At 50.5% G+C, this 11,612-nt stretch carries 11 protein-coding genes, 1 tRNA gene and 1 pseudogene; 7 read left to right on the top strand and 6 right to left on the bottom strand.

The features are described 5' to 3' along the window. The first annotated feature begins 160 nt into the window (after positions 1–160). A complete protein-coding gene (locus L1889_RS04640; RefSeq protein ID WP_238664122.1) occupies positions 161–649 on the top strand; it encodes a hypothetical protein in 489 nt (162 codons plus the stop codon). Between the two features lie 15 nt (positions 650–664). On the opposite strand, the gene L1889_RS04635 is transcribed toward L1889_RS04640, so the two are convergent. Next, positions 665–1,354 carry a class I SAM-dependent methyltransferase gene (locus L1889_RS04635; protein ID WP_308217662.1) on the bottom strand — a complete coding sequence of 230 codons (690 nt, stop codon included), beginning with the start codon at positions 1,352–1,354 and terminating at the stop codon, positions 665–667. Between the two features lie 130 nt (positions 1,355–1,484). Continuing rightward, positions 1,485–1,919, bottom strand: coding sequence for a GNAT family N-acetyltransferase (locus L1889_RS04630; RefSeq protein ID WP_238664119.1), 435 nt, complete (start codon positions 1,917–1,919; stop codon positions 1,485–1,487). Between the two features lie 169 nt (positions 1,920–2,088). Between L1889_RS04630 and L1889_RS04625 the strand changes: the two genes are divergently transcribed. After that, the gene (locus L1889_RS04625; protein WP_238664117.1) at positions 2,089–3,843 is read left to right on the top strand and encodes an FMN-binding glutamate synthase family protein; all 1,755 of its coding nucleotides are present in this window, start codon (positions 2,089–2,091) and stop codon (positions 3,841–3,843) included. Between the two features lie 170 nt (positions 3,844–4,013). Here the strand turns inward: L1889_RS04625 and L1889_RS04620 are convergent, their stop codons facing one another. Further along, the gene (locus L1889_RS04620; protein WP_238664116.1) at positions 4,014–4,169 is read right to left on the bottom strand and encodes a hypothetical protein; all 156 of its coding nucleotides are present in this window, start codon (positions 4,167–4,169) and stop codon (positions 4,014–4,016) included. A gap of 50 nt (positions 4,170–4,219) precedes the next feature. Continuing rightward, a pseudogene (gene dbpA, locus L1889_RS04615) lies at positions 4,220–5,604 on the bottom strand (ATP-dependent RNA helicase DbpA). A gap of 342 nt (positions 5,605–5,946) precedes the next feature. Between dbpA and L1889_RS04610 the strand changes: the two are divergent. Both L1889_RS04610 and L1889_RS04605 read left to right on the top strand, forming a co-directional pair. Further along, positions 5,947–6,023: transfer RNA gene (locus tag L1889_RS04610), tRNA-Met, on the top strand. Positions 6,024–6,162: 139 nt separating this feature from the next. Further along, positions 6,163–6,360 carry a hypothetical protein gene (locus tag L1889_RS04605; protein ID WP_238664114.1) on the top strand — a complete coding sequence of 66 codons (198 nt, stop codon included), beginning with the start codon at positions 6,163–6,165 and terminating at the stop codon, positions 6,358–6,360. A gap of 432 nt (positions 6,361–6,792) precedes the next feature. Here L1889_RS04605 and L1889_RS04600 read toward each other — a convergent pair whose 3' ends face one another. Next, positions 6,793–7,815, bottom strand: a complete 1,023-nt coding sequence (locus L1889_RS04600; RefSeq protein ID WP_308217595.1) for an MFS transporter — start codon at positions 7,813–7,815, stop codon at positions 6,793–6,795. A gap of 411 nt (positions 7,816–8,226) precedes the next feature. Here L1889_RS04600 and L1889_RS04595 point away from each other — a divergent pair, with 411 nt between their 5' ends. Beyond that, the gene (locus tag L1889_RS04595) at positions 8,227–8,697 is read left to right on the top strand and encodes an Lrp/AsnC family transcriptional regulator (protein ID WP_238664113.1); all 471 of its coding nucleotides are present in this window, start codon (positions 8,227–8,229) and stop codon (positions 8,695–8,697) included. A 38-nt stretch (positions 8,698–8,735) separates the two neighbouring features. Here the strand turns inward: L1889_RS04595 and L1889_RS04590 are convergent, their stop codons facing one another. Beyond that, entirely contained in the window at positions 8,736–9,968 is a 1,233-nt protein-coding gene (locus L1889_RS04590) for a diaminopropionate ammonia-lyase (RefSeq protein ID WP_238664111.1), read from the bottom strand. Between the two features lie 251 nt (positions 9,969–10,219). Between L1889_RS04590 and L1889_RS04585 the strand changes: the two genes are divergently transcribed. Next, entirely contained in the window at positions 10,220–10,411 is a 192-nt protein-coding gene (locus L1889_RS04585) for a hypothetical protein (protein ID WP_238664109.1), read from the top strand. A gap of 180 nt (positions 10,412–10,591) precedes the next feature. Next, on the top strand, positions 10,592–11,524 hold the full coding sequence (gene rlmF, locus L1889_RS04580) for a 23S rRNA (adenine(1618)-N(6))-methyltransferase RlmF (protein WP_238664107.1): 933 nt from the start codon (positions 10,592–10,594) through the stop codon (positions 11,522–11,524). The last annotated feature ends 88 nt before the right edge of the window (positions 11,525–11,612 follow it).

Raw genomic sequence — 11,612 nt, 5'->3', positions numbered from 1 at the left:
ATGCCAAGTACCTAAACTCGAGGGTTCTGTCAAGGCAAAACCCCGAGAATAATACAAACAATATTTAACAAGTTTGTAGAACAAAGCGCACTATATTGTTAAGGTCGCTGCTAATTCCATGTATCGACATCATGAACTTGCTTGTAAAAGGAATTTTAGGATGACGACTGTCACTGGGAAGTTTGAGACTCGCGAAGCGGCCGAAGTAGCCGCCGAGACTCTAATTCAGCGCGGCTATCCTGCACATCTTATTAGTATTGCCTCTACCGACAATGAGACGGGGTGCGACATTTATGTGCACCAAACAGACAGTGACAGTCTGACCCTTGTTGCGCCCTACAAACGTCCGCAACCGCTTATTGGGGCTGCAGTCGGCGGCCTTGCTTTAGGTGGAGTTGCTGCTTTTTACTTCAGTATTGGCTACCTGCATCTGCTATGGGTATTTGCAATGTTTGGCGTAGGCTCCTATGTAGGGCTGGCATTTGGCAGTATGATTTCGCCATCAGAGCGTTTTCGCCCTGCTCCTCACCGTCTTTCTTCGTCGCCCGCCTTGATAAAGATCTGTACCACCCCGCACCAAAGCTCGATACTGGGCAGCGACTTAAAACGTGCTGGAGCTACCCAAATATATAATCACTACACGGTTTAAATGCATTTACCCTCATTATTCCTGTGTGTGCGGCGGCGCCCAATCGATTAGTGCCCACCGTATAGGCTCGCCACCCGTTGCGGCTCTATCCACGTCAGCGTCATACCAGGCTTGCAACCGGGATCGCTGCGATTCACCTAGATTTTCACCCTCTTCCAGCTGCGCCAGAAACTCGTCGAAATTTGCTGTATCGGCCAATGGGCCTGGATACTCGATAAAAGACAGATTGGGGTAGATCCCCATCGCATGCAAAATCGCCGGAATATAAAAATAATCAGGAAGAGCCTGTTTTTCGCGGCCTAATATCCGGGCCACCTGAGCATCAACGAAATAGGGATTGGCCGGATAGCTGATATAGACGCGTTTACGCGCATGCTGATTTAAACGTAACAATGCGGCCTGCATATCGTCCACCAAGGTAGACCGCGACGCAATAACCACATCACACTGCGGCACAGCATCCCAGCTTTCGTACCAATCCTTGCATATTGTTGAAATATTATTGACCTGATGAAAAGCAGCGTTCTCTTGCACTCTTTTCAGCATGGCAGGACTGTAATCCAATGCATGCACATGCTTGGCTCGTTTTGCCAGTAGCACGGCTAAAGCGCCACTGCCACAGCCCACGTCCAGAACGGTATCGTTTTTGGAAAGCTGTACGGTATTGCTAAAAGTAGTGGTATAGGTATTTTCGACAGGGCCTATTTTTATTTTTTCAGCGCGGGCTTCCCATTTTTCTAGTGGTGTTCTTCCACGGCCCGAACTTTTTTATGCTGAATATACAGTTCAGAAAAATCAATGTCACTTAAAAACATTTAAATTACCATTCCTAACATTACATGGTTAACGCGCGTCGCATACGCACATGCTTAATCCCGACTTCAATATAAGGCTCGCCTACAACCGTAAAACCGGCCTTTTCGTAAAAAGCACAAGCGTACACCTGTGCGGACACGATGACTTCCATCAGCCCACGCCGTCTGGCCTCGTCGGTCAAGCCCAGTAATAGCCGAGCTCCTAAGCCCAAACGTCTGTAATTCTCTAATACCGCCATACGGCCTATATGCCCATCCGGCAGCAAACGTCCTGTAGCCACGGGTTCCCCATGCTCATTATAAATTACAGCATGCAGGCTGACGGCATCATCATTGTCGATTTCTTGCTCTACGGGCACATTTTGCTCGATCACGAACACAGGATTCCGTACCTGCATGGCATCGGTACCCAACTCGTTCCATGAGCCCGTTTTCAAGGTGGTTACAACCTGCATCTTTGTTCCCTATACATTCATAATCGTCTAAAAAATATATGTTAGCTCGAAAAACAAAAAGCGCTATTACTATCTATTGATTTATTCTGTCTACAGTTATGGACTTGCTTCTGTTAAGGTTTAAAATTAGGTTTTGGTTTTAGTCCTTAAAGCAGTTCGGAGCTTTTGCATGTATCGTCTAATGACGCGTTATACAGCCTTATACGCAGTGCTATTAGGCACGCTGATATTTATATTACTTTCAATTTTTCAGACACCATGGTGGTTGCTGCTCGCCATACCGTTTGTTGCCCTTTGCGTGTTGGGCATCGTAGACCTCAATCAAACCCGTCATGCGATTCGACGCAACTACCCGGTTATCGGAAACTTACGTTTTCTATTCGAATTCATACGACCTGAAATTCGTCAGTATTTCATTGAAAGTGACTCGCAACAGCTGCCCTTTTCCCGTGCTGACCGCTCACTGGTGTATCAACGTGCCAAGCAGCAAGACGACAAACGCCCTTTTGGTACACAGCAAGACATTTACGGTAGTGGCTACGAATGGATGAACCATTCCATGGCACCGAGCAGTATTAAAGACAGCAACTTTCGTACACTCGTCGGCGGGCCGGCCTGTACCAAGCCCTACTCGTTATCGGTATTTAATATATCGGCCATGAGCTTCGGCGCACTTTCAGCCAATGCGGTCATGGCACTTAACAAAGGCGCTGTGCTTGGCAACTTTGCGCATGATACTGGCGAAGGTGGCGTCAGCCGCTATCACACCATGTACGGCGGAGACCTCATCTGGAACATCGGCTCCGGCTATTTTGGCTGTAGAGACGAACACGGTAACTTTTCACCCGAGAAGTTTGCCGAGCGCGCCAGCCAAGACAATATCAAGATGATCGAAATCAAACTCTCTCAAGGTGCCAAGCCTGGACAGGGTGGTATTTTACCCGGCGCTAAAGTCACTCCTGAAATTGCCGCTGCCCGCGACGTCCCTGTCTGGCAAGACTGCAACTCACCTGCCCAGCACAATGCCTTTTCAACGCCTATTGAACTACTCGAGTTCGTCGCACGCTTACGCGAGCTGTCCGGTGGCAAGCCCGTAGGCTTCAAATTAACGATTGGCCACCCTTGGGAATGGTTTTCCATTGCCAAGGCCATGCTTAAAACTGGTATTACCCCTGACTTTATCGTCGTAGATGGCTCCGAAGGCGGGACCGGCGCCGCCCCCGTAGAGTTTATCGACCATGTGGGCACACCCCTTCGCGAATCGCTACGGTTGGTGCATAACACCTTGGTGGGTATCGGGTTACGTGAACAAATACGCATCGGCGCCTCGGGAAAAATCATCAGCGCCTTCGATATGGCCCGCATCATGGCTTTGGGTGCCGACTGGTGCAACAGCGCCCGCGGGTTTATGTTTGCGGTAGGCTGCATCCAGGCCCTGACCTGTCATACCGGGAAATGCCCAGTGGGCGTAACTACCCAAGACCCGCGGCGCCAAGAGGCCCTGGTGGTCTCCGACAAGTCGTTACGGGTAGCCAGCTTTCACAACAACACCTTGAAAGCGTTGGCCGACCTGCTGAAAGCGGCTGGCTTGCAACACCCGGATCAGTTGCGTCCGCACCATATCGCACAGCGCATTACAAACGGCGAAGTTCGGGTATTATCGGCCTTGTTTCCTGACCTGGAAAAAGGCGAGCTATTACAAGAGCGCTATCGTCAAACCATCTTTAGAACAGGCTGGCCCATGGCTCAGGCCGAGTCATTTCAACCCTTGTACAGCTTAAGCGCAGCCCTGTCCGGCCTGGGTAACCGGGAGCTTCCACCAGAAGCTAAAATGCCCGCGCCGCCCTCAGATGATGAACAGCCTACGACCGCACCCATCGTGGTTCCTACAGTAAAGCCCCGGGCCCCCGATGCCACTCTCTAAGTGACGGATGCCAAATAAGTATTAGCTGGCGCCCAAAACAGCAACAACGCAGACGGTACAAAAATGCCCCAAAGGCGATTTACTCTTTGGGGCATTTCTTATTGCTACAGCCCGAAGATCAATAATCCATTGGCATACGCAAAAAAAATAATTAAACAAAAACCCGTGGTTTAGTTTCGGATTTCCTGGGTACCTACACCCACATCCATCTCGCCATACACCTGTACACCCGAATGGCTGCCTGCTGTAGACGATGGCGTCTGCGCGCAGGCGCTTAATGTCAGGCCAGCGACAATGGCCAATACGACTTGTTTAACTGTTTTCATCTTTATTCCTCAGTAGGCTGCAACATTCTTGAAGCAGTGGTACCCATAGCTTAACGGCTAATAATATGCATTCTAAAACGCTTGGTTTTGATGCCGTGATCTGCCACCCGCTGCAAAGCCTCGTACGCAACGTGCCTTTCCAGCGCCACATGACTTACGACCACACCCACATTAATTTTACCGACTTGCTCACGCGTCAAGCCCCCGTCACCGGTAAAGGCGCCCAGAATATCGCCAGGGCGCAATTTATCTTTTTCCCTCCAAGAATAACGGCGGTAACCATTGGCGCAGGAGCCGGGCGTGTGTTTTTAACACTTAAGGAGCGCAGCTTGGCCCATTGCAAACCCTTTTGTTGGTAGGCTTCGATAAGCCCAGCAATTTGCGTATCGAAATGCGTACTTAAACTTAAGGCCAGACCTTTTTCCTGACTTCGTCCTGTACGTCCAATACGGTGAATATATACTTCGGGGTCACGCGGAAGCTCGACATTGATCACGGCCGCGAGCGACGAAATATCCAGACCACGCGCAGCCACATCAGTGGCGACCAGCACCGTGCAACTGCCGTTGGCAAACTGAATCAGCACTTCATCGCGATCGCGCTGTTCTAAATCACCATGCAGCGTCAGTGCACTAAAGCCCAGCGACACCAGGTAATTAGCCAAACCATCGCACTGCGCCTTGGTATTACAAAAGGCCAGAGCAGACTCAGGCTGATAATAGCCCAGCAAACGCGCCGTTGCCTCATAACGTGCATCGGGCTCCACCTCAAAAAACAACTGTTCGATTTGTGAACCACGAACAAAGGACTCCACCTTGACTTCAATCGCATCGCGCAGAAACCGGCCGGAGTCTTTACGTATGGTCTCGGGATACGTTGCAGAGAACAGCAGCGTTTGACGACGCGGGGGGCATGCGGCCACCACTTCAACCATATCGTTATAAAAGCCCATATCAATCATGCGATCGGCTTCATCCAGCACCAGCGTTTCGACTGGAGACAGATCAATGGTGCCCCGCGCAATATGATCCAGCACACGGCCTGGCGTACCCACCACAATATGCACACCATGAGCGAGGGAATCGATCTGGCGCTGCATAGGAACCCCGCCGGTGATAGTCAGGATTTTGATATTGCTTTCAGAGCGTGCCAGACGGCGCAGCTCTTCGGCCACCTGCCCTGCCAGCTCACGCGTAGGACACAGCACCAGGGCTTGAATGGAAAACCGCGCAGGCTTTAGCTTGTGCAAGATACCCAGACCAAAAGCAGCGGTCTTGCCGCTACCGGTTTTAGCTTGAGCAATAAGGTCACGACCTTCGAGAATAAACGGCAAGCTTTCGGCCTGAATCGGCGTCATCTCGCTAAAACCCAACTGGGCCAAATTGCTTTGCAACGTGTGCGAAAGCGATAAACTACTAAAAGATTGAGATGACATAAATAGAAAGCTGACGTAAAGAATCAAAAATAACGATAACAATGGCGCGTCAGCAGAGTGCGATGCGCCAAAACCCTATTGTACGGGCATAAGCGTAGCTGCCTACAGCTTCCAAGCCAGAAAGACGGATAAAGAGCCTAATAAGCAGAAAAAAGCTTGAGCCAAGCAGATAGTATTGAGGCTGAGTTGCTCAGGCGTATTTGTTGTTTTTGAGGCTTTTAAGCTAAGCCCTTGTATTTAAAATGGTTTTAAAAGCCTGCTAAATGACAGTAGAAAGTAATGTAATAAATGGGCGCCAAAACCTTGCTTTTCTAAATTTAATCGTGCTATAGTAACGTTCTTGGCGCATTAGCTCAGCAGGTTAGAGCGACGGAATCATAATCCGCAGGTCCCCTGTTCGAATCAGGGATGCGCCACCAAATGATAAAGAAATCAAGCGCTTAAGTTTAATCACTTAAGCGCTTTTTCTTTGCTTATCGCCTTTTATTAGACAGTGTCTAATAGCCAGTAGCTGGATTACAGTAAGCCATAAGCAATATGTCCGCCATTGAGCCCCTGATGGCTAGATTGCTGGGGACGGCACAGGAGATCGACTGGGTCGATTCAGTATGCCGGAAACTGCCCGCATTAGCCGTCATGAAAGGCCTGAAATTCTCGGAAACGGATATTGATACCGTAATCGCGCAAGTCTATCCTCCCATGCATCGCCATATCACCCATAGCGCTACACTGCGCCGACTGGCTGGGCAGCGATGAGGAAGCAGCCAGACGAGCCGGTCAGACCATCGAGCAACAGCTTCTGTTACTCGAATCAACGCCCAACACTGGCCGACCATTTCCCGAAATGCCCGAATTGCGCGAACTGGCGGCTCCCTGATCCGAGGCGAACTGCTTGGGTCCACACTGGGCTGGGATGAGGGGTGAGTCTATGATGACATGATGGCTCCCGATGGGACTTGAGAGTGCAGTTATTGAATTAGGTCAACAAGATGGGAGTTGTCTCGGGTACGTTGGTCAATTTTGGAACTTTTGAACTCATTATGATTACCAACTGTGCAATAAAACCCATTGCTGCGACGAGAATGCAGTATTCGGGAGGATAAACACTTGCTATAGCAGCCGCTATTAACGCTCCAAGCGGCCTTGCTCCATAAGTCATTGTCATGATGACGGCGGAAACGCGGCTTATTAGATCAGTTGGGGTGACGGCTTGGCGAAGCGTTGTTGTCGACACCGTCCAAAGAATCGGCCCTGCTCCAAAAAGAAAAAACCAAGGCACGCAAGAGCGAAGCTCGGATACCAAATCGTGCATGCTATTACTATCGCACCTAACAATGCACCTATAGGGCCAGAAAGGATCATCGAACCAAACGAGATGTTTTTACTGATCCATGGCGCTAAAACCGCACCACCAATCATACCCAAGCCATAACAGGCCATCGTGACTCCAACCTCAAATGCGGATAACCCCAGGTGATGGACCGCATAGGGAACAAACGCCGCTTGTAGGATGAACCACGACGTATTGAAGATAACAGCGGTGACCAGCACAGGCCGCAGCAGCGGACTTGCCAAGGTAAAAGAGACCCCTTCGGTCAGTTGCGCCCATAACTTGCCCTGTCTTGGTGTGACGGAATTGGAGGGCAAAGTGCGTAAGAGGTTAACGGCGGAAAAGGAAAATATCAGGGCAATGCAATAAGATAAGGACACGCCAACAGAACTGAATACGAGTCCCGCTACACTGGGGCCCGAGGTGAAAGCAATACTACGAGCAAGCTCCAGGCGGCTATTTGCCATAGAAAGCAGAGGCCTTTCCACTAAAATCGGTACCAGTCCTGGCGTGGTTACGTTATAAGCCACCGTGCCCATGGCACCTATAAAGCCAAGCAGCGCCAAAGTTGAAAGCGTTAAGTTTTCCAAAGCCAGCAACAGCAGAATCAAAGCAAACGAAAATGCGCGCAGAGCTTCTGCACAGGCAAGAACGGTTTTACGGGATGAACGATCTGCCAACAGGCCCGCCGGGACGGCCAACAACAAAAACGGCAGCGTTTGTACCATCTGTAGCGTCGCCGTCTCGCTGGTGCTGGCGTTAAACAGAAAGACCGCTAACAGGGGTGCTGTTGCAAGACCGATCTGCTCGGCAGCCTGAGCCAGAAAATTCGACCAAACCAATCGCTTGAACGGCGGACTGAAACCTCCTGTGGTTCTCATTCTTGCCTCTTGTTGTGTCAGTTCGCATCATACTGACTTGGCAAGAGTACTAAAGCACCCCGTTTCTTGCGCTCAATATGAAACTCCAGGAGAAAAACAAGGCCGCTCCACCCTTCCAACAACACATTGCCGCGCTTGCGGGCTGCTCAGTAAGTTGGGTCTGGTATTGCCTGTAGGAGTCGAGTTTTTCGTTCATCCCATTGCTTACTGTATACTCACGGCTATCGCGCAATGGTCACATATCGTACAGAATCGGGGCATCTCATATGGCAATCCGCTTTTCTGGCGGAATAGGCGCACCACTCAAACTTATGAAGCACCGGGCCAGACTAGCGCCGGCTAGAAGAAGCGCTGTGTGAACATCAGGGCCTAAGATGCCGCTGGATACGCCCACCATCCGTCTACTATGTCATGCTTGAACTAGATAGTTTTGACCTTAAGTTATTATCCGCTGTTCAAAAAAACAATAATTTGACGGCAACACACTTGTCAGAGATCGTGCACCTTTCTCCGGCCTCATGCTTGCGCCGCCTCAAGCGGCTACGGGATCACAAAGTGATCACGAAGGACGTCGCTATCGCCGATCCGGCCAAGCTGGGCCTACGCGTTACGATTATCGTAGCGGTCACATTAGAAAGCGAGCAGTCTCACATCTCTAACAAATTTAAAAAGGACATGCATGACGCTGAGGAGGTGACGCAGTGTTATTACGTAACGGGAGATCACGACTATATATTGGTGCTCTCATTAACCGACATGAGTCATTATGAACGGTTTTGCAATAAGTACTTCTTCAAAAACCCACACATCAAGAAGTTCAACACTTCTGTCATGATCAACCAAATCAAGTTCGAAACGGCCATTCCCATAGACGTCAGCTAACTCACGGCCGCTTATAAGGCGGGCCCACAGTACCGTCCCTAGGCAAGCGAATACTTGCGTTGCCAATCGTTTTGTCTTTGTCTTATCTCTTCACTTTTAGCCCCTACCATCTCGGCGTAAATGTCGGGTGCGGTCGCACCTTCGGTATTAATCAGAAGAACGCGGGCCTCATTATTCAATTTAATTTGAGCCCTTAGACCGGCATCATTAGCGATGGTCCGTAAACCAACCAGGCCTGCCACACCCGACTCACCTGCAACGACAGGAATATCATTATCGGCGCCTTTTGCTAACAGCTGCATAGCCCCTTGTACCGCCTCTTCTTCTACGATGATAAATGCATCTATTTCATGACGCAGAAAGCGCCACGCAATGGGTGAAGCCTCGCCGCACGCAAGGCCTGCCATCACGGTATGAGTCGAGCCGGTTGCGGGCATCAGCGTTTGATGTTTGGCTGATTGAAACAAACAATCAGCGGATCGAGGTTCAACTACGATCATCTTTGGTCTATTGGCACCGTAACGCTCGTGCATGTAACTCGAAATACCGGCCGCAAACCCGCCGACGCCGCCTTGCAGAAAAACATGTGTAAACGGAGGTGTATCATCATGCGCTTCCGTTTGCCCTAGCATCTCATCAGCAATAACCGAATACCCTTGCATCACGTCGCGTGGGATAGTCTCGTCACCATTTGAGGATGTATCAGCAATCACATGCCAGCCGTTTTCAGCCGCCAAGCGCACGGCTTCTTTCACCGAATCATCGTAATTGCCTTTAACCCGAATAATCCGCGCTCCGAGCGAGGCAATAACGTCTTCGCGCTCTTGACTGACCAACTCGTGAAGGACAATCACACACTCACAGCCGATGGCCAGGGCTGCTGCCGCAAGCGAAGTACCATGGTTACCATCAGTGGCTGTTATCACCACAAGGTCTGCCAGCTCGTTCGCATGCCCTCCGGCAAACAGCTTTGCGGGCACATAATGCGCCTCGGGTTTGGTCCGCAAGATCAATCTGAGAAGCGCAATGGGCGCACCAAGCACCTTAAAGCTCCCGAGGTCAGAGCGTAATGATTCATCTTTTAGTTGGATGCGGCTCACTCCCAGTTGTGCTGCCAAGCCAGGCAAATCCCACAAAGGCGTAGGCGTAGAGCGCAGTCGCTCCCACGAGGCCAGCCACTCTCGATTTTCTTTGGCAAGGGCAATATTTATGATATTGCGAAGGTCATCAGGATACGAATTAAACTCAGCCGATGCGTTTTGAACAAACATGTAAATCCTTCAAGCGATGCGTTATTGGAAATAAGCACTAAGCCCCCGCAGGGTAGGTACGCCATAGTCTGCCGCGCACAATGCCTCCTTTTGATATCCACTAGTATAGGCAGCCCGCGCGACCAGAAAGACACATAGATGCGGGGTAAAATGATAAAAAACCTCAATAATCGCACGCTGCCGACTAAATCAGTCAGAGGTCAAAAACACAGCCACTTGTCGCATCAGCTTTGCGTGGAACGGTCTCCAGAGTGGCGATTACAGCGGCTATGGTGCCTGAGCCACCGTACGGTTACCTTCGTGGCCCGGATGAAGAGGGCCACCGGAGTCGAAGCGCGGCGCTATGCGGCAGGATGCCCGGGATCGCACAGACCAGCGATGGCGAGGCGCTGCGTCGTCTGGCCTTAGCCGGGCTGGGGCTGACCGGCCTGGACCTTTACTAGTTGAAAGCCTCACGCCGAAATTGGGTTCGTTGCTATACTTATCTGAACGAACTCCGAAGGCCGATAAGTAAGATCAGAACATCGGCAAGCTAGAGCAAAGACTCACTTTGGAAGTCAACGCTATCCTCAAAAACAGGTAATACCATTTCCAAATCACCAGCATCTGCCAAGACGACGGTTTTGCTCCATCCGCGTAACCGCCATCAAGGCCGTTACGACTTTGCTCGTCTCATCAAAGATACGCCCGAACTGGCTGCTTTCGTCTTCTTGAATCCATACGGCAATCAAAGCATTGATTTCGCCGACCCCGGGGCGGTCAAGCTCCTGAATCGCGCCTTGCTAAAGACCTATTACAACATCAAGCATTGGGATATTCCTGTTAATTATCTGTGTCCGCCCATCCCGGGACGTGCTGATTATGTACACCATCTGGCTGATTTGCTAGCCACCAACAATGCGGGAATCATTCCCTCTGGCGCCACGGTACGTGTCCTCGATATTGGTGTGGGTGCAAATGCCATCTATCCCTTGATTGGCCATGCGGAATATGGATGGGCATTTCTGGGGTCGGACATCGACGCCGTTGCTCTGACGTCTGCACGAACTATTATTCAAGCTAATCCCGGATTCTCCACGGCAATCAAATTACGTCAACAAAAATCACACAAGCATATTTTTCAGGACTTACTGGGTGCAAACGACTATTTTGACCTTACGCTGTGCAACCCTCCCTTCCATACCTCACGGGAAGATGCATTAAGCGGCACTCGGCGCAAATGGCGTGGCCTGGGCAAGGCTGTACCAAAACAAACAACTTCCGCGCTGAATTTTGGAGGACAGAGTACTGAACTCTGGTGCGAGGGTGGTGAAGCGCTTTTTATACGCCGTATGATAGAAGAGAGTACGTCCATACGCAGTCAAGTGCTTTGGTTCAGCACGCTGGTGTCCAAAGAGTCTAATTTGCCTGGCTTGTTGCATGCCTTAAGAAAGGTTAACGCCTTTGACGTACGCACTGTGGAAATGACGCAGGGCCAAAAGAAAAGTCGCTTCATTGCCTGGACGTTTCTAAATGCGGCAGCACAGCAGGCGTGGCGCAGTGAGCGCTGGAGATAGACTCATACCAGCCGCATGACTAAACAAAGACACCCGGCATTCTAAGACCCTCAAGAAATTGCTCATCGAACAGCGGGGATTAGTGGGA

Source organism: Paenalcaligenes niemegkensis, assembly GCF_022230885.1.
Classification (GTDB): Bacteria; Pseudomonadota; Gammaproteobacteria; order Burkholderiales; family Burkholderiaceae_B; genus Paenalcaligenes; species Paenalcaligenes niemegkensis.
Note: the sequence above shows the minus strand (reverse complement) of the source record. Positions and strands in the feature narration are given on the sequence as shown.

Bases quoted from the DNA above. Each gene is read 5' to 3' on its own strand.
- L1889_RS04595 (WP_238664113.1), top strand. From the start codon at position 8,227: ATGCTTGAACTAGATAGTTTTGACCTTAAGTTATTATCCGCTGTTCAA.
- L1889_RS04630 (WP_238664119.1), bottom strand. From the start codon at position 1,919: ATGCAGGTTGTAACCACCTTGAAAACGGGCTCATGGAACGAGTTGGGT.
- L1889_RS04605 (WP_238664114.1), top strand. From the start codon at position 6,163: ATGGCTAGATTGCTGGGGACGGCACAGGAGATCGACTGGGTCGATTCA.
- L1889_RS04590 (WP_238664111.1), bottom strand. From the start codon at position 9,968: ATGTTTGTTCAAAACGCATCGGCTGAGTTTAATTCGTATCCTGATGAC.
- L1889_RS04640 (WP_238664122.1), top strand. From the start codon at position 161: ATGACGACTGTCACTGGGAAGTTTGAGACTCGCGAAGCGGCCGAAGTA.
- L1889_RS04620 (WP_238664116.1), bottom strand. From the start codon at position 4,169: ATGAAAACAGTTAAACAAGTCGTATTGGCCATTGTCGCTGGCCTGACA.
- L1889_RS04625 (WP_238664117.1), top strand. From the start codon at position 2,089: ATGTATCGTCTAATGACGCGTTATACAGCCTTATACGCAGTGCTATTA.
- L1889_RS04600 (WP_308217595.1), bottom strand. From the start codon at position 7,815: ATGAGAACCACAGGAGGTTTCAGTCCGCCGTTCAAGCGATTGGTTTGG.